Below are 24,576 nucleotides of genomic sequence, written 5' to 3'. Positions count from 1 at the left end.
TTTGTAGTAAAAACGAAGATTTCCTACAAAATAATTGACGATTAGCTAACCTTACGTAATTATTTTAGAATGAATACCTTCTATCGTCATCGTTTACAAAAACCAAAAATTAAGGATGTCATTTAGGCATATTGCACAAATATATGTGATTAAATTATGTCAAAGGAGTTGAGAAAATTTGTTAACAATTAAGGATTTATTAGAAATAAAAGCGATTGATGGAATTAAACTTGTTGGAGGAGAAAAGGGGATTAATAACGTTATTTCTCTTGTTAATATCATGGAAAACCCCGATGCGTTTGACTGGTTGTCGTCAAATGAATTACTTCTATCAACTGGTTATATATTTAAAGGTCAGGTAGATTTACAAAATAAAATTATTAAAGAGCTTTCAGAAATAAATTGTTCCGGTCTCATTATTAAAATGAAACGATACTTTGATCAAATTCCTCAAAATATGATTGATCAAGCAAATAAATATGGTTTACCTCTTTTAGAACTACCATTCGAATACACGTTATCAAATGTCATATCGATTATTAATGAAAAGGCTTCTGGAAGATATGATTTGCTGAATAGAAAAACGTTGGACATGCATAATACGCTCTTTAGAATTGCATTAGAAGGAGGAGGAATTGAACGAATATCTTCTACGGTATCTGAAACCGTTAATAATCCAATTCTGATTGTAGACGATCATTGGGATTTGATTCACTTCTCAGAACATAAAGATAATCCAACCTATTTAGCCTATTGTCTTAATCTCGTAAAAGGTAGACAAGTGTTCCATAAAGAATTTATCGATTCGATTCCGCACAGCATTACCCAAATGAAAAAGCTAATAAAACGGATCTATTATTTGGAAGATTTAGAAGTTAAGTGTAGAATCCTGCCCATTGGGGTTGCAAACGATATTTTTGGATATATCGTTGTTTGGCAAACCGTAAATGAATTATCGGAATTTGATTATATTGCACTAGAACAGGCCTCTACGATCATAGCGCTTGAGATGATAAAGCAGAGGGAAATAGAAAGTGTGAAACAAAAAATTAGAAATGATTTCTTTGATGATTTATTAAATGGAAAAATAACATCTAAAGAATCGATTAAAACGCTTTGTGACTTACATGGCCTGAATCCAAATTATATGTACTACTGTATGGTTATTAATATCGAATCAGATGAACTTACAAACATTGAAGACATGGTTGATTGGAGATATAAACTAGAAAATAAAGCAAGAAAATGTGTAGACATAGTTTATGAGTGTGCGAATCAAATAGATGGAGAAATTACATGCTTGCATAGAAACAACCGACTCATTATTTTGATCGGACAAAGTGATAACAAAGCTTCTATATCCTTAAATGAAGCAAAACTAAATGCTAATACAATTCTCGAAGTTCTTACTAAAAACATTAATAAAACGACTTTTTTTATCGGAATAGGCCGCCAGTTTAAAACGATTAGTTCAATTCATAAAAGTTTTTCTGAAGCCCATGAAGCCATTAGACTAATGCAGAAATTTGATAAAAAAGAAGGGATATCTCATTTTGAAGATTATGCGGTCTATCATCTTCTAGATTCAAATATTAAAGATATGCAGTTAGAAAACTTTTTCATGAAATCTCTCGGAAAAGTATATGAACATGATCAACTTCACCAAACAGGCTATATACAAACACTAGAGAACTATTTCAATCACAACCAAAATTTAAGTGAAACAGCAAAAGCAATGTTTTTACACAGAAACACTCTCATCTATCGAATTGAAAAAATCAAAGAAATATTAAATACAGATTTAAAGAATGCAGAGGATTTACTACAAATCCAGATAGCATTAAAGATTTTCCGACTTTTACAAAAAAATCTTCCACACATCAACAATGAAATTTAACTAATTTTATCTCTACTATTGGACGTGAACGAATGAAACAAACAGTTATTTACAAAAAAAATGATCGCTTTTCTCTTCAAGCAGACTTTTATGAAACAAATCGTGAACATGCTCCTGTGATTATTTATATCCATGGAGGTGGTCTCATTTGGGGAACAAGAGAAGATATTACGAAAGATATGATTGAGTTTTACACTAGCAACGGATTTTCGTTGTTTTCGATCGATTATAGGCTGGCTCCCGAGTCTAAACTACCAGACATCCTTGAAGATGTTCAAGATGCACTTCGTTGGATTGAAGCTGAAGGACCCAAATATTTTTCGATAGATCCAAATAAAATTGTGATAGTAGGAGGTTCTGCTGGCGGTTTTCTTGCTCTATGTTCTGGAACATTTAAACATAAGCCACGTGCAATCGTCTCCTTCTACGGCTATGGCGATATTAGTGCGAGTTGGGCTACAAATCCAAGCCCTTATTATTTGCAAAAGGATATGGTTCCAAATGAAATTGCTGAAATGCTTCAGTCTAATCAAGTTATTACAGAGGGAACCATTGAACAGCGTTTTTTAATATATTTACACGCCAGACAGCATGGAGTATGGGTTCAAAAATTAACTGCTCTTGATCCAATAAAAAATAAAGATCAGCTTCTTACATTGTGTCCGATTCATCACATTACAAAAGATTATCCGCCCACTTTATTTTTACACGGAACGAAAGACACAGATGTTCCATATGAACAATCTGTATTCATGAGAGCCGCCCTTTTAAAAAAAGATGTGAAAACAAAATTCATTACAATTCCAAACGGCGAACATGTATTCGAAAAGGATTTCCATCTCCCAATCGTTCAAAATGCATTGAAACAGATGATTGAATTTCTCCAAGAGCATGTACAAGAGTAAGATCAAAAAGAGAAAGTCGTAGAAACCCTACTCCCTTCTCTTTTTCTGATCTCTTTTATTTTAGTTCACCGCTCCACTACACAATTACCCGATTTCATATGTAACTATAAAATAAAAAAAAGTGATAGACTCTTCTATCACTTAAATTATCTGTTTTGATTTTCACTTTCATCTAAATGCTTTAATTTCTTTTTATTTTCGTTCATCCATAAACTAATGATTACGACTGAAACGTACACAAATGCAGTCATGATCATTAGATTATATTCTTCTAGCTTGTTTAATAAAGTAGTTAATACACCTGCAGCAACTGTTATTTGTAACATCACAAAATGATATCTCATCTGTCCCTCACCTTTTTTCTGTTTTTATGTATTTTAAAAAAATATATTTAAAAGTTTTATTTTTACAATTTTGTACACAATATTGTAACATATTTATTTTCAAATAAACTAAATATCATAAAGATTCTTAAGAGGTTATATTTGGATAATTTCAATAAATTCATTTGCGACAATGATGCCTAAATTTACTTACTGTTTAATTCATACGTTTATTAGCAGGATTTTTATAAATAGGTTCTTAGTACAAAAAAAGGATAGAAATAGTAGATTTCACTTCTACATTTCTATCCTAATATTTATATAAATTTACATATTATTTTATTTACTTTACTTATCTATTAACCAAAATTCTTTCTCTTTTAAAACTTAAGCTACTCTTTTTTCAACGTGACCTTTTTCCTTTATTTCGCTCATTTTTGGAACAAATTTTTTAATAAAATAATCTAAACCAAAGCGACCAGCATTTGATCCAGCAACAATAATGAAAATACTTAGTAAAACTAATTGTGGGTTAATGCTTGTTGTACCACTAAACATAAATGAGAAGTTCATCATAAGTGCAAAAAATGTTGCTGTTTTTGTAAAACAACCAATAATTAAACCAAGACCAATAGCAAATTCACCAATAGGTACTAAGAAATTAAATAAGTCCACATGTGGGATGGCGAAGTTTGTTAAAAAGTCTGCCCACCAACTTTGAACGGCTGGATGATCGCCTGTTGCACTTTTTACAGCAAAAGCAAGGAAACCTGACGCATCGAATCCACCACTTGATAATTTTTGCCAACCCGCACTGATAAACTCGTATCCGACGTATATACGAAGAATAGTTAAGACACCAGCAGCGATTTTATTGTTACGTAAGAAATTAATAAACATTTATATCCCTCCAGTTGTTTTAATGAATCTTGTGTGTGATGTTTACGGATTTATTGTACAATATACCTTGTGAATTATTTCACATTATTATTGAACATTTTGTGTCGTTTCTAAATTAACAATTCATCGCTAACCGTCTATGCGTAAAAAGAAGATTTTATCCACTTTCAAAAGCTTTCGTTCAAGAGAATTTTTAATTAAGCTCTTATAATTCTTTGCCTTTAAATAAAATGAACCAGAAAAACCCTCTCCGGGATCTTCCGGTTATATTTTCGAATCTATATTTTGAACCATGAATTATATAACAATCGAATAGCCTCTTCAATCTCATCCTCTGATAAAATAGCAAATCCAAGTAAAACTGTATTTTTGGGATTATTCCCTTCGCTATAATACATTGAGACTGGATATACTTTAATACTATTTTCAGCCGCTCTTTTTATTAGCTCTTCTTCTAACATTCCATTGTGAACTTTTAATAAAATATGTAAGCCAGAATCTTCTCCGATCACTTCCACTTTATTAGAAAAGTATCTTTCGATCGCCGAAACAAGAACATCTCTCTTTTTTCTGTAAACAACTCGCATTTTATGAATATGTTTTTCCCAATGTCCTTCGTTTAAAAATCTTCTAATGATTTCTTGGTCAATTCTCGAAACAGTTTGTGTGAGGAATAAATATTGTGAATGATACAATTTAATTAGTTGTTTTGGCAACACCATATAACTCATTCGTAATGACGGGAGTAAAGCTTTTGAAAATGTTCCCATGTAAATTACTTTTCCTTCTGTATCAAGTCCCTGCAATGCTGGAATCGGTTTTCCAGAGTAACGAAATTCACTGTCGTAATCATCTTCAATAATATAACGTCCATACCCCTCTTGTGCCCATTGTAATAGTTGTATTCTCTTTTTAATTGGCAAAATCATTCCACATGGAAATTGATGAGACGGGGTAACGAACATAACATTCGCATTGCTAGCTTCTAAAGCTGCAATACTGATCCCATCCTCATCAAGTGGGATCATTTGAACATTTTCTTCACCCTTTTCAAAAACAACCAACTTTCGATGATATCCTGGATTTTCAACTGCAAAATGCTTTCCCTTTAGTAACTGAAACAGGATTTTTATTAAAAATTGTGTTCCGGCACCAATTACAATTTGACTCGCAGAACAGCTAACACCTCTTGATTCATATAAATAGTTCGCAATTTCTTCACGCAAGTTGTACTCACCTTGAGGATGACCAAGAAATAGCAGGTCCTTATTTTCTAGTTGCCATACTTCATTTGAAATTTTCCGATAGACAGCGAATGGAAATGTCTTTGGATCTACACCCGTTTGTGTAAAATCATATTTATATAACTGTTCTCTGACTAATACTTCCTTAACGGATTCTCTTTTTTTCTCTGTAAGCAACATTTGCTCAATTTCACATACAAAATAACCCTTTCGTGAAACTGATTCAATATACCCTTCTGCCAAAAGTTGGTCATATGCTGATTCGACTGTATTTTTACTCACTTCTAAATGCACTGCTAACTTTCTTTTTGCAGGAAGCTTCGTCATAGGAGGGATTTTTCCGCTTCTTATTTCTTCTTTTATATACCCATATAACTGTACATACAACGGGATTTTTGACTCAATATTCAAATTTGGTGTTAACTCTAACATTAAAATCTGACCCCTTTAAAAAATACATTTCTGACACTTCTAGCAGTACCAGGTGTTATATATAATAATTTTTATCATGTAAATTGAATAAAATCAATCTTTGAAAGGAGCATCATGATCATGCAAAACAGCAGACGTCTTGGACTATTTATGATTCTTACAGGAGCTACTTTATGGGGAGTATCGGGTCCATTAATTCAGTGGTTTTTTCAACGCACGGCACTCTCATCTATCGACTATTTAGTCATTCGCCTCTTACTTGCAGGGGGTTTTATTTTATGTTTCTTACTTACAAAAAAACAAAATATTTTTCGTATTTGGCAACAACCACGTCATCTATTTCAACTGATCATTTTCTCTATTCTTGGAATGCTTGGCGCACAATATGCTTTTATTGAAACGGTGCATATTAGCAACGCTGTCACAGCTACACTATTCCAATTTTTAGGGCCAGTTCTAATTACTATTTATGTCGCAATACAAAATAAAAAACTGCCTTCTACTTTGCAAGCACTAGCAATTGTCTCTGCACTGATCGGCACATACTTTATTATTACAAATGGATCTGCCCACAATATTGTCATGTCTAAGGAAACTATCTTATTCGGACTGTTAACAGCTATTGGTTTTACCTTCTACACACTTCACCCTACTTCCCTTATACAACAATGGGGGACGACTCTTATTATTGGCTGGGGTATGTTAATCGGAGGTATAGCATTATTTATTTACAATCACTCTTTTGAATGGAAGCAATATTCACAAACCTTTACATGGTCAACATTCTCGATGCTGATTTTAATTATAATAATTGGTACACTTTCTTTTCTTCTCTACATCGGTAGTCTAAAATATTTATCAGCAACAGAGACTAGTATTTTATCTAGTATAGAACCACTTGTAGCAACTATTGTTTCTATTACGTGGCTAAAGGAATCTTTCGGAGTATACCAATTACTAGGTGGTATATGTATCGTCATTGCAGTTATTTTCTTAACAAAGCCAGATAAAGTAGCAAAATCTACATTCACAGCTGAGCAAATATAATGCCAAATGTAAAAAGAGGACTATTTTTACTATTACTACTCCTTGTTCAACTAACATGCCATTATGTTGAATAAGAACTCTTTCTTGCTATTGATTTAACTCTAAGTCTTTACGAAAAAAACCAGAAAAACCCTAGACAGCACCCCTTAAAGTAGATATTGAAAAAACCCTCTGTTGGGCAAGAAATTAAGGGGTGCAGTCTAGATTATAGCCGGTTTTAAAGGGATTGTGACTTAATTCGGTATTCGGTAGGTGAACAATTTTTAATTTGTCGAAATACCTTATAAAAATTTGAAGTACTCTGATATCCGACCTCATAACAGATTTCAAGGTTTGTTTGATTTGTGTTTTTAAGTAGATGTGCTGCCTTATCAATACGAATTTTTTCTAAGTAAATTCGAGGGGTGTCCCCAGTTTCTTGTTTAAATATTCTTTCAAGATAAAAAGGGCTCATACCTATATGTTTTGAAATATCGTTTAGTACAAGCTTATGTCTATAGTGATTTAATAAAAACGTAATCACACTCTTAATAAGTACGACTTTAGGTGATTCAACTATTTCTGGCTGGCATCGTTTACAAGCACGAAATCCAGCCTTCTCTACTTCATTCAAATCATAGTAAAACTCTACATTTATTTTCTTCGGTTTTCTTGATCGACAGGAAGGCCGACAATAAATTTTTGTTGTCTTCACTGCCGTAAAAAATAAGCCATCATATTTACGATCACAATCAATAATTTTCTCCCACATTTCCTCAAATGAAAGATTGATAGTGCACATTATTTCACTCCTAATCTTACTGATTAACATATAGATGAGAGGTATCCATCGTGCTAAATATTTGCTCTATATTTGACTCTAGGTAAGCAATAATCTTATCTGATAATGCATTTCCAAAACTAAAACGCTTTACCCCTAATTTTTCAAGCTTATTACAATTTGTTAATCCAGGTAAAGATAAAATATTCAGTGGTGATTGAATAGTGGTTGCAACTTCTAGTATTTCTTCTTCATTTATTAAACCTGGAACAAATATCCCACTAGCTCCACTCTCGACATAAACTTTACCTCTTTCAATTGTTTCTGTTAAAGGATTTTCCAATTGAAAAAAAGTATCTATTCTGGCATTAATAAAAAAGTCTTTAAAACCATGTCGATCCAAGGCCGTTCTCATTTTTTCTAAAAGTTTACTATGTTGAACAATTTGGCTAAGTCCTTTTTCATATTTTAAAGAATCCTCAATATTAATTCCAGCTACTCCAATATCTGCTGTTCTTAACACGTTATTTACAATTATTTCAATTGTTTTCCCGTATCCTGCTTCAATATCTGCAGATACTGGGATGGCTACATTGTCTACTATTGATTTTATGATAGCTAAATGTCTATTAAAATCAATATGTTCGCCATCTGTAAGGCCGATTGAATTTGCTATCCCAAAGCTCGTTGTACCGATTGCTTTAAATCCAACTTTTTCAAGTGTTAGTGCTGAAAGAAGATCCCAAGCATTTCCTAAAAATAATAGTTCATCGGATTGATGAAGCTCTTTAAATTGTTGGATTTTATTCATGTTAATTCCTCCCAAAGTAAGTTATTACCAATTGTAGCAACAAATCTTAATTGTTCGCGTCCTCAATCTTGCTCTTATGGTCACAAGAAATGGTACGGTTGAACGTTGATTTCTATGTCATTTAATTAGGTGGAAAATATTATTTTGAGAAGTTAAGTAAATTAGTATCTCCTTCACGTAGAAAGAAATGAGGAAAATGCTATAAGATGATTATAAGTCGAAACAATTACGCATTTTAACTTTTTACCAGAACTAAAAAAAACCAGGAAAACCCTCTACTGGGCTATTCTGGTTTCACTTATATTCTATTCGTATTTCATTAAAGCCTAATGACAGGTGATTATTTCGCTGCCTTCTCATACTCCTGTTTAAAGAAGCTCTTCATTGAATGGAGTACATCTGATTTTTGTAAGGATATAGTAGTGGAATTTTTCATCGTTAAAGCTTTTATATGCGGACATTAGAGTAGAGTGTCTGTTGTATCGGCTTACTTGTTTAGGTTATACCAGGTATTTTCACTAACTCCTTTAATTCTTCATACAAGAAGTTAATTATTTGATTAATCCACTCTATTCATTTTAATTTTCCTATTGATAGGTTAACACGATAATTCCCGTACTCTAATAGTCTTTCTAGAAATGTATCCAATTCTTCATTCGAAGCAAAATGCGTTTTTAATAAATAACATCCTTCACCGCTTGTACGATGTACTTCAGAAACTGCTTCTTCCTCTTGAAAGAAATTCTTAAACCCTTGATGATTAGCAGTTTTTACGAACACAGTAACAAATGCAGTCACTATTTGTCCTAATTTGATTCGGTTTATTGCGATTGTATATTGTTCAATAATCCCTAAATCCTCTAATCTCCTAATTCGATTTCCTACAGCCTGCCCTGTCATATGTATTTTTTGACCAAGTTCTTTCCATTGAATTCTTGAGTTTCCTCCTAATAATTTCAGTATTTCAAAATCTGTTTGATCAATGATATAAATCAATCCTTTCATCATGAAAGTAGAAAGTCAGATAGTGTTTCGCCAACTTATTCTGCTTATCAATCCAATTCACTATACTTAATCTATCCTCATCACTTTACTTATACCATAGAGGAATCAACAAAGAAAAACATCTAAATTTAAGGGTGGTAATAAATATGCTATTACAAGAAATATTAGCGTACAACGAACAATTTGTACAAAACAAGGAATACCTACCTTTTGAAGCAACAAAAATACCTCAAAAGCATATGGTTGTTGTCTCTTGCATGGATGCTCGTTTAATTGAGCTACTTCCAAAAGCTTTAGACTTACACAATGGTGATGCAAAAATCATCAAAAATGCAGGTGGAACGATTACAGATGCCTTCGGTAGTATCATGCGAAGTGTTGTAACAGCTATATATGAATTAAATGCAGAAGAAATTTATATTATTGGACATCATGCATGTGGAATGAGCCAAAGTAATCCAAAAGGAACACTTCAAAAAATAATAGATCGTGGAGTATCTTCACCAGAAATTTTATCAGCTATTGAATATGCTGGAATTGACCTTGAAAAGTGGTTATTTGGATTTGATCATGTTGAAGATTCAATTCAAGCTAATATTGGTTTAGTAAGAAATCATCCATTTATTCCAAAAGACATTCCTGTACATGGCTTAGCTATTGATCCCCACACAGGTAAACTAGATTTAATAGTTGATGGATATCAAACATTAAGTAACGTGAAAAATTAATTATTATTATTTAACATGGAAGGAAGTTATTAAATATGAATAGAAACGAAACTACACAAAAAATTATTGAAGCAAAAATTGCAAAAGGTTTAACTTGGGAGGAAATTTCAAAAGTAAGTGAGAACTCTGAGACTTGGGTTGTAACAGCATTATTAGGACAAGCTACAATGACTCGCCCGGAAGCAGAAAAAATGGCTAAACTATTAGAGTTAGATGAAGATGTAGTTCAAGCATTAACGATTATTCCACATAGAGGTGCTGCTATGCAAATGCCTCCTACTGACCCAATCTTATATCGTTTATATGAAATGTTATTAGTGTACGGACCAACCATTAAAGAATTAATTCAAGAAAAAGTTGGCGAAGGGATCATGAGTGCAATTGATTTTGAATTAGGTGTGGAGAAAAAAGAAGATCCAAATGGTGATCGCGTAATCCTAACACTTAACGGTAAATTCTTACCTTATCGTAAATGGTAAATTATTAAAAAATATATCTATTAAAATTAAATAATTTTATAAACTTACACCGTATAAACCTAAGTAATCCATCCTTTTTAATTTACCTATATTGAAAAGGTGGATTTTTCTATGAGGTCCTTTTTCGGCAAAGGAGATTAATATGAATAAAAAATATTTTAATACTAGTTTTAGTATCCTACAGTGGTTTGTGTTTCTTTTAGCTAATGCAATTGCATTGCCAATCATCATTGGTGGCATATTCCATTTATCAATAGAAGACATCTCAACTTTAATGCAGCGAACTTTTTTAGTTGTAGGGGTTAGTTCATTTTTACAAGCATGGTTAGGGCATCGTTATCCTATTGCCGATGGTCCTGCCGGTTCATGGGTAAGTATATTTGTTATATTGGGACAAGTAGCTATGCATCAAGGACAAAGTGCAAAAGAAGTACTGCAACTTTTAGAAGGTGGATTAATAATTGCAGGTATCTTACTTTTCGTTCTTGGGATAACAGGGCTAGTGCATCGAATTCTACGTTTATTTACCCCTTTAGTTACAGGAACATTTCTTTTAATCTTAGCTCTTCAGCTTAGTGGTGTGTTACTAAAAGGAATGATGGGATTACAAGGAACTGTAACTCATCCTAATTATCTATTGGCTACTATTGCGCTCTTAGTTTTTGCCATTATTACATTCTTATCAATTAAAGGGAAAGGATGGATGAAAAGTTACGCTGTATTACTTGGAATTTCAAGTGGTTGGATTTTGTATGCTTTAATTGGAAAACCGTCTCATATTCCTTCTCATACATCTTTTATTAAGTTTCCTGAAGTATTTGCTTGGGGCACGCCTAGGTTAGATATTGGGATCACCCTAACTGTAACTTTATTTACATTCCTTTTAGTTGCAAACACAATTGCTGCTATTTCAGCTGTAAAACAAGTGGCTCCACTATCTAAAGAAAATGAAAGACGAACTTTGAATCGTGGTGTATGGGTCGGAGGTATATCACATGTTTTCACGTCGTTGTTCTCTACAATTGGAGTTGTACCATTACCTGCATCAGCAGGATTTATTCAACTAACAGGACAAAAAAAAGTGAAGCCGTTCCTTATAGCAAATCTCATATTAGCAGGAATTTCTTTTTTCCCTTCATTTGTAAGCTTTATATCCTTGCTACCAGGTCCAATTGCAAATGCCGCACTTTTAGCAACATTTGTTCAAATGATTGGAATTTCATTTCAATCCATTTTACGTGAAGAATTAAATCAACGTCGATTAACGATATTAGGAATTTCATTATTAATTAGTTTGGGAATCATGTTTCTTCCAGAAAGTGCATTTAGCGGAATCCCATCTGCCTTTAAATATGTCTTAAGTAATGGATTACTAGTAGGTACCATGATTGGCATTTTACTAGAACAATTTTGGAAAGAATGAAGAGTTTTTCAAATTTGGCTCATTTGTTTGTAGATGCATTTCGTTAGAATTTTTGATTACAATCATGATTGGCAACTGCAACCTACGATCAGAAAATGAAGCCGTTTCGATTATTATGACTAAACTACCATTATATTGAATAGGAACTCTGACTTTACTATTGATTAAGCACCATATCTTTATGACAAAAAACAGAAAAACCCTATAACGGGCTTTTCTGTTTTTCATTTGCTATTCTATTCGTACTTCATTTCAATCTATTGACTAGCGATTATTTCGCTGCCTTCTCATACTCCTGTTTAAAGAAGCTCTTCATTGAATGGAAAACATCTGATTTTTGTTTTAGGATGTAGTAGCGGAATTTTTCATCGTTAATGTTTTTATATGCGGACATTAGAGTAGAGTGTCGGTTGTATTGGTTTAATTGTATAGCATACACCCTTTGATCTGACTGAGTTTTTTCGATTTCATTTTTAAAAAATCTCATTAAGTTGTTTAGGATATACCCATATTTTAACTAACGTGTTCGGTCATTTTAGTACACTTATTAATTCAAAGCTTTTCTGATCTTCCTTGCAAAAGCTAAAGGATCTTCAACAGCTTCAATATTGACATATATCAAATTCGGATTATCGAAAAGCCACTCATTATGAACCGATGAAACGATAATTCCTTGTTTAGTTATAGAGGCAACAAATTTTTCGACTTCATTTTGCAAGAGTGCTACTCTACCTAAGCACAATGCCTTTTTAGTTTGCTTATCTCTCGATTCAAAAGAAAAGGAAGAGGTAACTTTGAATGGTTTACCTAAAATTATTACTGGCAATTCATAACGATTTATGGTTGCCACACATTTACCACCCGCAAACCCCTCTTGGCCACCGATAATTCTAGCAAACTCCTTACAAATCAATTCCTCATTAGACACAATTTTCAAATCCCTTCCAAATATTATCAGTATTTGAATTTGTGAATTGATCGGATCACATATTCATCTAATTCGTGATAAATTTTATGATATTCAACTAACATATGATGTCGTTAATGCTTTGTCTAATCTGTTTTAGACAAGAGCATAATACATTTTCTCTATCCCTTCACAGCTATTAAAACTATCCTATGCACTATGTTTTAGTAATGTACTTAACTTAAATTTTACTTAATTTAAGTAAAAGAAGATCTACAACTAATATTTGATTTTAATAGTCAAAACTGCATTAAAAAAGAGTCTGCAATAGACTCTTTTATTTATAATGAATTTTAAAGACATTAAAAAAAGAATCTCTACAGAAGATCCTTTTTTATTATCTATAAATACCATAATACAATTTGAATTGCTTACTCAATTCACAACAAGATTAAGAATTTAATAATTGAGCAAAATAAAGCTTAATTCCTTTAATTTTCCACCCACTAGTAGTTCTTAAATAGACGACATCTTCACTCTGATAGACAAGATTAGTCACACCCCCACCTTTTACACCGACCCATAGCAAGTACTTTCCTGTTGCACTGTCACCATTGATATCGATAATTGGGTTAGTAAAGCTATGCATGCCAAGTTCACCATGGGCAGTTGCTTTCTTTAACATGTCTATAATGTTGTTAATGCCTTTAACGTTAACCTTCATTGCTTCAGACTCCCAAGTCGCATCTTCAGTAAATAGAGTAGGAAGTTCTGCAAAGTTAACTTCTTTACCATTCCACCCTTTATCCACATAGTGTCCGTATATTGCCTGAAGTTTCTTAATGGCTTCAATATCTTCTAGACGTTGTATTCTTTCTTCTAATGAAATATTTTCTTTCATTTTAATTAGCTCCTTAAAGGTTCGATTCATTTTTATAATTTGATCATAAGATTACCGTCAATAACGTCCACCATGAACCGAGTTCTCAGGGCTGACTTCTTCAAGGTGTTTTAAATCTTCTTCTGTAAGTTCTATGTTAAGTGCTTCAATATTCTCTTCCAAATATTTAACTCGTTTTGTACCTGGAATTGGCAATGCACCATTAGCAATTGTCCATGCGATTGCTAGTTGGGAAACAGTTACATTTTTTTCATTCGCAACTTCATTAAGTTTATCAACAATATCAACGTTTTTTTTGAAATTATCACCCTGGAATCTTGGCAAATTTCTGCGAATATCATTTGGTTCAAGGTCATCAAACTTTCGAAGTTCTCCAGAAATGAATCCTCTACTCAGTGGACTATATGCCACGTGTGTGATACCAAGTTCTCTTACTGTTGGAAGTATCTCTTGTTCAATATCACGACTCCAAAGTGAATATTCTGTTTGTAATGCATCGATTGGATGTACTGCATTTGCTCGACGAATAATATCTGCTCCTGCTTCAGAAAGTCCAAGATAGCGAACTTTACCTTCTTTAACTAAATCAGCCATTGCTCCAACAGTTTCTTCAATTGGTACATTAGGATCAACTCGATGTTGATAATACAAGTCGATATAGTCCAGACCCAAGCGTAGAAGACTCTCGTCTATTGCTTTTTTTACGTAATCCGGATGTCCACCAATGAACTCCCAATTAGGTCCGAATGTAAACTTAGTTGCAACAATTGCCTTATCACGTCTTCCTGCTAATGCTTTTCCAAGTAATTTTTCATTATGCCCATTCCCATAAGTGTCAGCACTATCTAAAAAAGTAACGCCGAGGTCCATCGCACGATGTATCGTTTTAATTGATTCTATATCATTGATGGAACCATAAATTCCTGGTGACATTCCCATTAAACCTAGTCCAATAGCTGAAACTTCTAAATCACTATTTCCTAACTTTCTTGTTTTCATTTTATTTCCTCTCTTTCAAGTGAGATTAACTTCTTGGCCAGTGTATCACAAAAAACATACACCTTAAACAAAAAAGACGTTTTTTGTCTATTTTATTTTTAGTGTATAAAACGTATTAGATATGATTGATTTTTGATATAATACTCATAATGAGGAGGTAACAATAGTGACCGACGAAAATAATACAAATGAAAAATTTAAACAAAAACAAGAAGAAATTATCTTAAAACTGATGCCGACTATTAGAACAAATGGTTTTCAGACACTACGAATGGATGAAATAGCGAAAATCGTTGGCATTAGTAGAGCAACATTGTATAAATATTTTCCTGCAAAGGAAGATTTATTCCATAGAGTTACTGATGGATTTGTGCAATACATTAAAGAAATGACCTCTAATATACCCAATGAAGATACAGTCTTTGCTTCGAAATTTCAACTAATCATTGAGCAATCTGTTTCACTCGCGCTTTTTATCACGGATGATTTTCTTAATGAGCTACAGAGTACCTATCCGTTAATGTATGATAAGGTTTGGGACATCATTCAATTTCGTGAACAGCAATTACTTATTTTTTATAGTGAAGGAATGAAAAACGGTGTCTTTAATAATATCAATGGAAGACTCTTGATATTACAGGATCAGATGTTATTTTCAATACTAGATCTAAAGTATTTAATGAAAAATCAATTTTCAATTGAACAAGCGCTTTTGGATTTTTATCAGCTAAGGAAACTACAACTATTTAAACCAGACAAACTTTCAACCGTTGATGATTCATTAATGATGCCTAGAATTGAATATTTATCCCAGAAAATATCAAAGGTTTTATATTAATTTTTGAAAAAAGTCAGNNCTGACTTTTTTCAAAAATTATAAAAGAATTTCTTGTTTAACTATCGCTAGAATTTATCTTTTGTTTGTATATTTTCGCGTACTGTGTCGATTGTATTGGTTTACTTGTTTAGGATACACCCTTTGATATGACTGAGTTTTTTGTATTCAATTTTTAAAAATCCTATTAAGATGTTTAGGATATACCCTTATGAACTAATATTACAAAAGGTGACTAAACTGGGTCCACTAATAATATTGTTAATGATTAGATAGAGATTCACTTTCCTCAAATAGTAAATTATCGAAATAGGCATCACTCTTAGTATTCTTATTAGAATGATCTACGTCTAAAGGACAACATGGTTTACATTATCACCTGTTGTAAATGTAACTTCTTTGAATTATGTTACAATCCATTGTTCAACAATCTGGTCCTTAAATGGCTAAAATATTTACTAATTCCCTCTGTATCTCCATTATTACTAAATTAATCCTTTATCTTTATTCATAATGCCTAATAGAAAACCCACATTTTTGGTTATTTTATACAATTACATTAAATGGAATACCTCATACAATAATCTTGCAAGGTCAAATGAAAGCGCTTTATTAAAGGTACACCTTACAAATTAAAGAAGGGGGAATCACAAACGACAATTATAAATAGATCCACCATGTTTCGCTTCTTTGCTCACCAGTGAACAAATTAGTTTGTCAAATGCGGTCAATCATGAAATTGGTCTAATGAGTCTAAATACAAGGGATACACCCTCTTGAGATGACTTATTTATTATTCAACTTTTATTTGCCTAATTGCCCATGTGACTCGTTAACAATATTTCACAAAAAGGTAAGGTAAAGTATACATCAATTTTTCGTTCCGACTTTCAGCTTTAAAGTACGTTTTAAAAAAAGAGTTTCATCCAAATCAGGCTTTTCTCTTGGCCTTGTTATCGGATTGGAGACTCACCAAAAATTTGTTTCACTAGGAGGAAACATTCATGTCAACCAGCGTTGATGAAAAGAAGTTATTGGATCCAGAGTTTGAACACACTCCTGTTCCTAAAGAATACCGCAAAAAATTATCATCCGTTGCAGCTGTTTGGTTTGGTTTCCCAATGGTATTAACAAGTGCAGTAATCGGCGGACTAATCACTGCACAGCTTGGCTTTAAAGCCGGCGCCTTAGCAATGCTGCTTGGTAATCTCCTCCTTTTCGTTATGGTAGGCTTACTAAGCTATGATGCCGGCCGTTCTGGATTGAACTTTTCTCTGACCGCACAAAAGACATTTGGACGTTCTGGTTATTATATTATTTCCGGATTACTTTCTACAGTTGTAATCGGCTGGTTTGCGCTTCAAGTCGGACTTACTGGCGCTACGATGCATGGATCATTTGGTGCTAATTTGTTAATAATGACCGTCATCGGTGGAATTCTCTATGTTGCAGTAACTTATATCGGTATTAAGGCTTTATCTTTCTTAGGGTGGATCGCAGCACCATTTTATTTTCTAATTGCCATTATTACAATTGTTATGGCAATGAAAACCGGTAACTCTGATATCTTAAACTATCATCCTCAAGTTTCAAATGCAATGTCATTTGGAGCTGCTGTAACGTTAGTATTCGCTGGGTTTGCCGATTCAGGTACAATGACAGCGGACTTTACCCGTTGGGCAAAAAGTGGCCGTGAAGGGATTTTATCAACCATTTTCGCCTTTCCAATCGGGAACTTGATTGCCGAGCTGGTTGGAGGAATTATTGTAGCAACTGGAGTTATCCCAAATCCAGCTTCAACTGGTGGGGACTTCATGTCAGTATTAGCAGGACATGGTCCATTGCTTACCATCTTGTCTATCCTTTTTGTCTTTATCAATTTAGGTTCTGTCGGTACACATTGCTTATACAATGGCGCTGTAGGCTGGTCACATATGACTGGTAAAAAAATGAGACCTATCACGCTTATTATTGGTATAGTCGGTTTAATCGTTGCAGTTTCTGGAATTTATAATCACTTTTTCAACTGGCTCGTTCTTCTTGGGGTAATCATTCCGCCTATCGGAGCAATTATGATTATGGATCGCTTGGTTCTACGAAAGAATGATTCGGCAAATTTAGTAAGCTGGAGACCAATGGGATTCGTTGTCTGGATTTTGTCTTCGGTCATCGCAGTATACTGTAACTTCTACGCACCACATCTTTCAGTAGCTTTTGTTGGCCTTGTATCTGCAGCCATTTTCTATTGGATAGGCAGCAAGTTAGTCAAAGGTCCCGACTCTATCCCTGAAATGAAATAGGTTGTATGAATTAAAAAGATAAGAAAAAGCCGTCTCCTTTTTATAAAAGGTGAACTGCCTCCCAATTGTTAGATACGTCGAACAATTGGAGGTGCAGTTTTTTTATGGTGAAATCTTCTCCAGAAAATAATTGCTAAATCCAGTGGTTTTCATCCTAGTATTCTTCACAATTTTCCAAACCAATCATAAGGAGTTATTCTTACATAGAGAAAGAGCACAATTCTTGCTGCAGAATTGCGCCTGATTGTGGAAGATTTCTTTTGGTAATATTCTCACCCTTTGTGACAGTTTAGAAAAGCTCAAACAATTACAAAAATCTCAGTTACTTATGATCCGGCTCCCAGCTATTAATACAAAACCACATCCTTTACGATATGACTATCCTGCCATTTACTTGAATAAGAAAACGATCCTTCGTTATTGAAGAATCGCATGCGTTAGTTGAATAGTATTTATTTAATTAATGTCTAAATTCCTAAAATTGTAATAAACTCATGTTTCTTGCTTTGATCGCAAATCCATGATTGAAATTCAGTGATTAGATTTATTAAGTCAATAATATTTTGATTAATATTTTCTTTAAATTTTGATTCTGTATCTTCCCACAAAAAACCGACCATAGTTTTTATCTCTTCTTCTTTTGGAATGTCTTTTAAAAAGAGCTTTACATTTTCTAATTGTTTTAAAATTAAATTCCAAGTATGTTTATCTATTTCACTAACTCCCCATAGTCCCCAAGGGCTATAGTCTTTATACTCTTTCTCGATTGCACGAGACAAATAGGTAAAAGTTTCATCTATAAGGTAAATAGAGTCTTTATTCCAATGACTTCCTGTATCTTTTCCAGGTTTAATTTCTACATAACAAGTACCTTTTAAAGTCTCTACATCATATATAATTTCAATTGGAGATAATTTTAACGCTTCTAACTCATCATGAATAATCTCTAAAAGAAAATCGCCAAAATCCTCAGCAATCATTTCTTGTTTGCCCCAGTCCTCTCCTATATTAAAAGAAACAACCGCTGGCTCACCTTCGTTATTGAGCTTATTTAAGTCCAAACAATATAAGATTTCGTAATCATAATCAATAATAGAAATGAAGTTATCAGGTAATTTATTCTCTTTTCTTTTTGATAATGTGAACCTAATGGCATCTGGATTGTCTGGATTATATGCTTCGTAAAAGTTTTCATTAGTAATACCCAATATATCCCATGTTGCAAAAACACCTGAACCATATTTTCTAATAAAATGACGATAGATGTTTGGAAATTTCAAACCTAAAGTTATTTCCGCCTTCTCAATTATAAGGTCTGAACATTCCCCAATATATTCACTATTAACTTTATCTTGTTCCAATAGTGCTAAAGCCTTTTCATAATTTGACCAACTCATTGATAATCCCCTTAGAAGCTATTTATTATTAAGATACCATAGAAACTCTTTTATTTCTTGTTCAACTAAACTGCCATTATGTTGAATAAGAACTCTGTCTTAACAATTGATTTTAACTCTAAATATATAAGACAAAAAACCAGAAAAACCCTCTACCGGGCTTTTCTGGTTTCACTTACTATTTTACTCGTACTGCATTAAAGCCAATTATCATGCGATTATTTCGCTGCCTTCTCATACTCCTGTTTAAAGAAGCTCTTCATTGAATGGAAAACATCTGATTTTTGTTTTAGGATGTAGTAGCGGAATTTTTCATCATTAATGTTTTTATATGCGGACATTAGAGTAGAGTGTCGGTTGTATTGGTTTACTTCCCCATAACCAAACATATTGCTTACTTTCATTAATTCTTGAACTAATTTTACACAGCGAGCATTATCAGATGTTAAGTTATCTCCATCAGAGAAATGGAATGGATAAATATTGTATCTTTCAGGTGAATATTTGTATTCAATAACTTCTAATGCTTTTCGATATGCAGATGAACAGATTGTTCCTCCACTTTCTCCTTTTGTGAAAAATTCTTCTTCAGTAACTACTTTAGCTTCTGTATGATGCGCGATAAACTCAATGTCTACAGACTCATACTTTGTTCTTAAAAATCTAGTCATCCAAAAGAAGAAGCTACGTGCCATATACTTTTCCCATAAGCCCATACTTCCGCTCGTATCCATCATTGCAAGTACGACGGCTTTAGACTCAGGTTTTCTAATTTCGTTCCATGTACGGAATTTTAAGTCTTCTGGTGATATAGGATAGAATGACGGTGTCCCGCTCATGGCATTCCGTTTAAATGCTGACATCATTGTACGCTTTTTATCAATATTACCCATTAAACCTGTTTTTCGAACATCATTAAATTCAATATTTTCTACAGTATTTAAATCTTGTTCTTTTCTTTTTAAATCAGGTAATTCTAACTGACTAAAAAGAGCTTCCTCTAATTCCATTAGTGAAACCTCTGCCTCATAATAATCTTCACCTGATTCTTTTCCTGCGCCTTGCCCTTTACCAGCACCTTTTTGCGGCTGGCCACCTTGTGAACCATCTCTTGCTACTACATCGCCAACTTTACTGTCTCCAGTACCCTGACCAACGTGTTTATTTTTATCATAGTTGTATCTAATCTTATACTCATCTAGTGACCGAATTGGAATTTTTACTACATCGCGTCCGTTTGACATTATGATGCTTTCTTCTGTGATCAAATCGGCTAAATTCTTTTTTATCGCCTCTTGTACCTTCTCTTGGTGTCGCTGTTGGTCATCGTGTCCTTTACGATGGAGGGTCCAGTCTTCCTGTGAAATGGTAAAATTATGCTTTTGTTCATGTTCATTATTTTCATTACTCATTTTCTTTCCCTCCCTTACTTGTTTTGATTTATTTGTAAAAATAAAAAAATCGTCACACAGTAAAACACATTTGCATAAACTAATTCGGTAGGTGATTTTCTACCCTTTTTTATGGATTACTCTATCATATGCAGAAGGACACAATAATTGACAATGTTTCTTCTAAATTTTACACCCATTTTTTCAGAAAATAGGACGAGTCCTTAAAATTAAATATATTTATATAAAAATTTTAATCAATTTTTGTCAGAAAAATTACACAATATTGAACTAAAAAAACAAAAAAATAAGTGGAAAACTAGAAAAAGTTCTCCACTTATTTTTTTTATGGTAAATTATGTCCCATACCAGCTACATAAATTCTTAACCATTGTTCCGCTGTCATATTCAATTTTGTAGACTCAGCAGCTGTTTTAACACGTTCAATTTTACCAGAACCAACGATTGGCATCATTTTAGCAGGATGAGCTAATAGCCATGCATACAATACTTCATCAATTGTATTTGCGCCAATCTCACTAGAAATTTCTTCAAGCATCGCTCGCACTCGTACCGCAGCTTCAGACTGACTTGTAAAAATTTGACCGCCTGCTAATGGAGACCAGATCATCGGAGCAATCTCTTTTTCAAGTAATAAATCAATTGTTCCCTTTTCAAAATGCTCTAATTGCATTGGTGAAACTTCAATTTGATTAGTTACTAAAGGCATTTCAAGGTGAGCTTGTAATGCATTAAATTGAGATGGTAAAAAGTTTGATACTCCAAAATGACGTACTTTACCTTCTGCGTGAAGCTGATTAAATGCTTCAGCTACTTCTTTTGGATTCATAAAAGGATTTGGTCTATGTATTAAAAGTAAATCGATATAGTCCGTTTGAAGATTTTTCAAAGAATTGTTAACGCTCATTAAAATATGTTCTTTACTAGTATCATAATGATTCATTTTCAATTCCGGAAATTTTGATGATTTTAACTTGATGCCACATTTAGTAATGATTTGAATATTTTCTCTAAGCTCCGGTTTTAATGCTAAAGCTTTTCCAAAAATCTCTTCACAAGTATATCCTCCATAAATATCGGCATGATCAAAAGTTGTAATGCCTAATTCGATACACTCTTCTATAAACGCTACTAATTGTTCGGATGTCATATTCCATTCGCCTAAGCGCCATAAACCATGGATTATTTGTGAAAACTCAAGATCTTCAGTTAGTTGAATTCTTTTCATAAACGCTACTCACCCTTCTATTATTTATTATCATAATTATAGGATAAACCATTTGAATTGCAAAAGAAAACGGCTATCTAATAGATAGCCGCTTAAACATTTTATCGGTTTAATAATGAGCCTACATAGCGCAATAATTCATTTGCTGATGATGAGTTATATCCATACTCATCAATTAGACGACTTACTACATCATTAATTTTCTTTAACTGACGCTCATCCGGCGTTTTTGTGGATGTCGTGATTTTTACAACATCCTTTAAATCTGAAAAAAGTTTCTTTTGAATTGCCTCTTTTAATCTTTCATGTGAATTATAATCAAATCGTTTTCCTTTACGTGCATATGCTGAAATTCGAATCAAGATTTCTTCACGGAATGCTTTCTTCGCATTTTCAGAAATTCCGATTTGCTCCTCAATCGAACGCATTAGTTTCTCATCTGGATTCATTTCTTCACCAGTTAGAGGATCACGCAGCTTATTCTTATTGCAATAAGCTTCAACATTATCTAGATAGTTATCCATCAATGTTTTAGCAGACTCCTCATATGAGTATACGAACGCCTTTTGAACTTCATTTTTCGCTATATCATCGTATTCTTTTCTTGCGATTGATATAAAGTTCATATATCTTTCACGGTCTTCATTTGAAATTGAAGGGTGCTGATCCAATCCATCTTTTAATGAACGTAAAACATCTAACGCATTAATAGATGGAATCTCTTTTCGAATAATTGTAGATGAAATACGGTTAATTACATAACGTGGATCGATACCATGCATACCTTCATCTAAATATTCCTTCTTCAGTTCTTCTAAATCAACTGTGTTATAGCCTTCTACCATTTCACCATCATATAGACGCATCTTCTTCACTAAATCAATATCTCCTCGTTTTGGTTCTTTTAAACGAGTAAGAATTGTAAACATTGCTGCAACACGTAATGTATGTGGAGCAATATGGACATTTGAAACGTCACTTTCAGAAATCATTTTTTGATAAATTCTTTCCTCTTCACTTACTCTTAAATTGTACGGAATTGGCATTACAATAATACGCGAGTGTAGCGCTTCATTCTTCTTATTGTTAATAAAGGATCTGTACTCTGTTTCATTCGTATGTGCAATGATTAATTCATCCGCAGAAATCAATGCAAAACGCCCTGCCTTAAAGTTACCTTCTTGCGTCAGGGATAATAAGTGCCATAAAAACTTTTCATCACATTTTAACATCTCTTGGAATTCCATCATTCCTCGGTTTGCTTTATTCAATTCACCATCAAATCGATAAGCACGTGGATCTGATTCCGATCCAAATTGAGCAATTGTGGAAAAATCAATACTACCTGTTAAGTCTGCGATATCTTGGGACTTAGGATCTGATGGACTAAAAGTACCTATTCCAACTCGACGATCCTCTGATAAGAAAATTCTTTCTACCATAACATCTTCAATTCTTCCACCAAACTCTTGTTCAAGTCTCATTAAATTTAAAGGTGAAAGATTTCCTTCAATTCGAACTCCATATTCAGTGAAAAAGTCATCTCTCAAATGGTTAGGAATTAAATGCAATGGATCTTCATGCATCGGGCAACCTTTAATTGCGTAGATTGCACCTTGATCATTCCTTGAATAAGATTCTAAGCCTCTCTTTAACATCGTTACTAGTGTAGATTTACCACCACTTACAGGACCCATTAATAATAAAATACGTTTTTTTACATCCAATCTCTTGGCAGCGGGATGGAAGTATTCTTCCACGAGTCTCTCTAAGGCTTCTTCTAATCCATATAGGTTGTTATTAAAGAAACTATAGGTTTTTTTACCATTAACTTCTTCAATACCTGCGTCTTTAATCATATTATAAATTCTAGAATGTGCAGTTTGTGCAACCATTGGCTCTTCTTTTAACATTTCAAGATACTCAGCAAAAGTGCCTTCCCATTTCAGTCTTTGTTCCATGTCCCGGTGCTGCTCAAGTTTCTTTAAAATATCCATGGACAAGTACCTCCTTCTTCTCATCTGTAAGAGAGATTATTAAAGGATATGCAAGGATGTCCGTACTCATGCTATATCTTTCTTTAGGAAAATATATTTTATCAATTTCTAATCTGTTGAACGTATTATGACTAAAGTCACACGATTCTAAGAACGGATCATTTCCTTTCTTACGATTAGTAGCATGGATAATCTCTACTATTAGGGAGCTTGATGTACCTTTCTAACACAGCAATCATAGTAAATTGCTTTACAGTATTTTGAATGGATTATTCTTATTTTTATATCTGAGCTATTAGATTTTTTAAAAGAAAATTGGTAGCAAGCGTAATTGTCCTTCATTTGAATTCTAGTTTTATAAATTTCCTTTCATAATTCTACGTTTTTTTTGTATAATAAGTTTAGGGTATTGGGAATTTTTCAATTGGGAGGATACATACTGATGAGACTAGTATTAATTTTATTAGTTACAGCATCATTCTTGACAGCAATTTTCGCAGCTGGATATAATGACAGACCTGGACTGAAAAACCGATAATATTTCAAAGGATGCTTCTAAAAACGGATCTTAATTTATTTTAGCCGTTTTTATGGAAGCATCTTTTTTTGCTGATAAGTCTTTTAATTAAGTTGCATCAAAGTTAAA

21 protein-coding genes and 2 pseudogenes are annotated in these 24,576 nt (G+C 33.2%); 8 read left to right on the top strand and 15 right to left on the bottom strand.

Annotated elements, in window-relative coordinates; all coding sequences use genetic code 11:
* Window positions 1-178: 178 nt before the first annotated feature.
* Together CN692_RS14405 and CN692_RS14400 are read left to right on the top strand one after the other, a co-directional pair.
* Window positions 179-1,897 (top strand): PucR family transcriptional regulator, encoded by a 1,719-nt coding sequence (locus CN692_RS14405; RefSeq protein WP_098119864.1) that lies wholly within the window; start codon window positions 179-181, stop codon window positions 1,895-1,897.
* 32 nt (window positions 1,898-1,929) lie between these two features.
* Window positions 1,930-2,802 (top strand): alpha/beta hydrolase, encoded by an 873-nt coding sequence (locus CN692_RS14400; protein ID WP_098119863.1) that lies wholly within the window; start codon window positions 1,930-1,932, stop codon window positions 2,800-2,802.
* 146 nt (window positions 2,803-2,948) lie between these two features.
* Here the strand turns inward: CN692_RS14400 and CN692_RS14395 are convergent, their stop codons facing one another.
* The 3 genes from CN692_RS14395 to pdxR all read right to left on the bottom strand — a co-directional run bounded on the left by CN692_RS14395 (window position 2,949) and on the right by pdxR (window position 5,701).
* Window positions 2,949-3,146, bottom strand: a complete 198-nt coding sequence (locus tag CN692_RS14395) for a hypothetical protein (protein ID WP_098119862.1) — start codon at window positions 3,144-3,146, stop codon at window positions 2,949-2,951.
* Between the two features lie 366 nt (window positions 3,147-3,512).
* Window positions 3,513-4,025 (bottom strand): DoxX family protein, encoded by a 513-nt coding sequence (locus CN692_RS14390; RefSeq protein ID WP_098119861.1) that lies wholly within the window; start codon window positions 4,023-4,025, stop codon window positions 3,513-3,515.
* A 278-nt stretch (window positions 4,026-4,303) separates the two neighbouring features.
* Window positions 4,304-5,701, bottom strand: a complete 1,398-nt coding sequence (gene pdxR, locus CN692_RS14385; RefSeq protein WP_098119860.1) for a MocR-like pyridoxine biosynthesis transcription factor PdxR — start codon at window positions 5,699-5,701, stop codon at window positions 4,304-4,306.
* A gap of 120 nt (window positions 5,702-5,821) precedes the next feature.
* Here pdxR and CN692_RS14380 point away from each other — a divergent pair, with 120 nt between their 5' ends.
* Window positions 5,822-6,748 carry a DMT family transporter gene (locus CN692_RS14380; protein ID WP_098119859.1) on the top strand — a complete coding sequence of 309 codons (927 nt, stop codon included), beginning with the start codon at window positions 5,822-5,824 and terminating at the stop codon, window positions 6,746-6,748.
* A gap of 217 nt (window positions 6,749-6,965) precedes the next feature.
* Here the strand turns inward: CN692_RS14380 and CN692_RS14375 are convergent, their stop codons facing one another.
* The 4 genes and pseudogenes from CN692_RS14375 to CN692_RS14360 form a co-directional block, all read right to left on the bottom strand.
* The gene (locus CN692_RS14375; protein ID WP_179874450.1) at window positions 6,966-7,529 is read right to left on the bottom strand and encodes a bifunctional transcriptional activator/DNA repair enzyme AdaA; all 564 of its coding nucleotides are present in this window, start codon (window positions 7,527-7,529) and stop codon (window positions 6,966-6,968) included.
* Window positions 7,530-7,545: 16 nt separating this feature from the next.
* Entirely contained in the window at window positions 7,546-8,319 is a 774-nt protein-coding gene (locus CN692_RS14370; RefSeq protein ID WP_098119858.1) for an isocitrate lyase/PEP mutase family protein, read from the bottom strand.
* Window positions 8,320-8,659: 340 nt separating this feature from the next.
* Window positions 8,660-8,813, bottom strand: a pseudogene (locus CN692_RS26750) (sporulation protein YhbH); the annotation flags it as partial.
* A gap of 79 nt (window positions 8,814-8,892) precedes the next feature.
* Window positions 8,893-9,324 carry an Lrp/AsnC family transcriptional regulator gene (locus CN692_RS14360; RefSeq protein WP_098119921.1) on the bottom strand — a complete coding sequence of 144 codons (432 nt, stop codon included), beginning with the start codon at window positions 9,322-9,324 and terminating at the stop codon, window positions 8,893-8,895.
* A 146-nt stretch (window positions 9,325-9,470) separates the two neighbouring features.
* On the opposite strand from CN692_RS14360, the gene CN692_RS14355 reads away from it, so the two are divergent.
* The 3 genes from CN692_RS14355 (at window position 9,471) to CN692_RS14345 (ending at window position 11,954) form a co-directional block, all read left to right on the top strand.
* Window positions 9,471-10,052 (top strand): beta-class carbonic anhydrase, encoded by a 582-nt coding sequence (locus tag CN692_RS14355; RefSeq protein WP_098119857.1) that lies wholly within the window; start codon window positions 9,471-9,473, stop codon window positions 10,050-10,052.
* A gap of 35 nt (window positions 10,053-10,087) precedes the next feature.
* Entirely contained in the window at window positions 10,088-10,531 is a 444-nt protein-coding gene (cynS, locus tag CN692_RS14350; protein WP_098119856.1) for a cyanase, read from the top strand.
* 142 nt (window positions 10,532-10,673) lie between these two features.
* Window positions 10,674-11,954: a purine/pyrimidine permease gene (locus CN692_RS14345; RefSeq protein WP_098119855.1), complete on the top strand. Its 1,281-nt coding sequence runs from the start codon at window positions 10,674-10,676 to the stop codon at window positions 11,952-11,954.
* A 271-nt stretch (window positions 11,955-12,225) separates the two neighbouring features.
* Here CN692_RS14345 and CN692_RS14340 read toward each other — a convergent pair.
* The 4 genes and pseudogenes from CN692_RS14340 to CN692_RS14325 form a co-directional block, all read right to left on the bottom strand.
* Window positions 12,226-12,381: pseudogene (locus tag CN692_RS14340) on the bottom strand (sporulation protein YhbH); the annotation flags it as partial.
* Between the two features lie 120 nt (window positions 12,382-12,501).
* Complete coding sequence (locus tag CN692_RS14335) at window positions 12,502-12,885, bottom strand: DUF1259 domain-containing protein (protein WP_098119920.1); 384 nt, start codon at window positions 12,883-12,885, stop codon at window positions 12,502-12,504.
* 427 nt (window positions 12,886-13,312) lie between these two features.
* The gene (locus tag CN692_RS14330; protein ID WP_179874449.1) at window positions 13,313-13,762 is read right to left on the bottom strand and encodes a nuclear transport factor 2 family protein; all 450 of its coding nucleotides are present in this window, start codon (window positions 13,760-13,762) and stop codon (window positions 13,313-13,315) included.
* Window positions 13,763-13,819: 57 nt separating this feature from the next.
* Window positions 13,820-14,761: an aldo/keto reductase gene (locus CN692_RS14325; protein WP_098119853.1), complete on the bottom strand. Its 942-nt coding sequence runs from the start codon at window positions 14,759-14,761 to the stop codon at window positions 13,820-13,822.
* Window positions 14,762-14,927: 166 nt separating this feature from the next.
* Here CN692_RS14325 and CN692_RS14320 point away from each other — a divergent pair, with 166 nt between their 5' ends.
* Together CN692_RS14320 and CN692_RS14315 are read left to right on the top strand one after the other, a co-directional pair.
* A complete protein-coding gene (locus CN692_RS14320; protein ID WP_098119852.1) occupies window positions 14,928-15,599 on the top strand; it encodes a TetR/AcrR family transcriptional regulator in 672 nt (223 codons plus the stop codon).
* A gap of 1,001 nt (window positions 15,600-16,600) precedes the next feature.
* Window positions 16,601-17,896: a purine-cytosine permease family protein gene (locus CN692_RS14315; RefSeq protein WP_098119851.1), complete on the top strand. Its 1,296-nt coding sequence runs from the start codon at window positions 16,601-16,603 to the stop codon at window positions 17,894-17,896.
* A gap of 467 nt (window positions 17,897-18,363) precedes the next feature.
* Here CN692_RS14315 and CN692_RS14310 read toward each other — a convergent pair whose 3' ends face one another.
* The 4 genes from CN692_RS14310 to CN692_RS14295 form a co-directional block, all read right to left on the bottom strand.
* A complete protein-coding gene (locus tag CN692_RS14310; RefSeq protein ID WP_098119850.1) occupies window positions 18,364-19,293 on the bottom strand; it encodes an SMI1/KNR4 family protein in 930 nt (309 codons plus the stop codon).
* A gap of 218 nt (window positions 19,294-19,511) precedes the next feature.
* Window positions 19,512-20,705, bottom strand: coding sequence for a sporulation protein YhbH (gene yhbH, locus CN692_RS14305; protein ID WP_098119849.1), 1,194 nt, complete (start codon window positions 20,703-20,705; stop codon window positions 19,512-19,514).
* A 325-nt stretch (window positions 20,706-21,030) separates the two neighbouring features.
* The gene (locus CN692_RS14300) at window positions 21,031-21,933 is read right to left on the bottom strand and encodes an aldo/keto reductase (RefSeq protein ID WP_098119848.1); all 903 of its coding nucleotides are present in this window, start codon (window positions 21,931-21,933) and stop codon (window positions 21,031-21,033) included.
* A gap of 101 nt (window positions 21,934-22,034) precedes the next feature.
* Entirely contained in the window at window positions 22,035-23,930 is a 1,896-nt protein-coding gene (locus CN692_RS14295) for a PrkA family serine protein kinase (RefSeq protein ID WP_098119847.1), read from the bottom strand.
* Window positions 23,931-24,576: the final 646 nt, after the last annotated feature.

Origin of the sequence: Bacillus sp. AFS002410, from assembly GCF_002556365.1 — a bacterium.
GTDB lineage: Bacteria > Bacillota > Bacilli > Bacillales > Bacillaceae_G > Gottfriedia.
Note: the sequence above shows the minus strand (reverse complement) of the source record. Positions and strands in the feature narration are given on the sequence as shown.

Coding starts and splice junctions, on each gene's coding strand:
- CN692_RS14400 (WP_098119863.1), top strand. CDS start 1,930: ATGAAACAAACAGTTATTTACAAAAAAAATGATCGCTTTTCTCTTCAA.
- CN692_RS14395 (WP_098119862.1), bottom strand. CDS start 3,146: ATGAGATATCATTTTGTGATGTTACAAATAACAGTTGCTGCAGGTGTA.
- CN692_RS14390 (WP_098119861.1), bottom strand. CDS start 4,025: ATGTTTATTAATTTCTTACGTAACAATAAAATCGCTGCTGGTGTCTTA.
- pdxR (WP_098119860.1), bottom strand. CDS start 5,701: ATGTTAGAGTTAACACCAAATTTGAATATTGAGTCAAAAATCCCGTTG.
- CN692_RS14380 (WP_098119859.1), top strand. CDS start 5,822: ATGCAAAACAGCAGACGTCTTGGACTATTTATGATTCTTACAGGAGCT.
- CN692_RS14375 (WP_179874450.1), bottom strand. CDS start 7,529: ATGTGCACTATCAATCTTTCATTTGAGGAAATGTGGGAGAAAATTATT.
- CN692_RS14370 (WP_098119858.1), bottom strand. CDS start 8,319: ATGAATAAAATCCAACAATTTAAAGAGCTTCATCAATCCGATGAACTA.
- CN692_RS14360 (WP_098119921.1), bottom strand. CDS start 9,324: ATGAAAGGATTGATTTATATCATTGATCAAACAGATTTTGAAATACTG.
- CN692_RS14355 (WP_098119857.1), top strand. CDS start 9,471: ATGCTATTACAAGAAATATTAGCGTACAACGAACAATTTGTACAAAAC.
- cynS (WP_098119856.1), top strand. CDS start 10,088: ATGAATAGAAACGAAACTACACAAAAAATTATTGAAGCAAAAATTGCA.
- CN692_RS14345 (WP_098119855.1), top strand. CDS start 10,674: ATGAATAAAAAATATTTTAATACTAGTTTTAGTATCCTACAGTGGTTT.
- CN692_RS14330 (WP_179874449.1), bottom strand. CDS start 13,762: ATGAAAGAAAATATTTCATTAGAAGAAAGAATACAACGTCTAGAAGAT.
- CN692_RS14325 (WP_098119853.1), bottom strand. CDS start 14,761: ATGAAAACAAGAAAGTTAGGAAATAGTGATTTAGAAGTTTCAGCTATT.
- CN692_RS14315 (WP_098119851.1), top strand. CDS start 16,601: ATGTCAACCAGCGTTGATGAAAAGAAGTTATTGGATCCAGAGTTTGAA.
- CN692_RS14310 (WP_098119850.1), bottom strand. CDS start 19,293: ATGAGTTGGTCAAATTATGAAAAGGCTTTAGCACTATTGGAACAAGAT.
- yhbH (WP_098119849.1), bottom strand. CDS start 20,705: ATGAGTAATGAAAATAATGAACATGAACAAAAGCATAATTTTACCATT.
- CN692_RS14300 (WP_098119848.1), bottom strand. CDS start 21,933: ATGAAAAGAATTCAACTAACTGAAGATCTTGAGTTTTCACAAATAATC.
- CN692_RS14295 (WP_098119847.1), bottom strand. CDS start 23,930: ATGGATATTTTAAAGAAACTTGAGCAGCACCGGGACATGGAACAAAGA.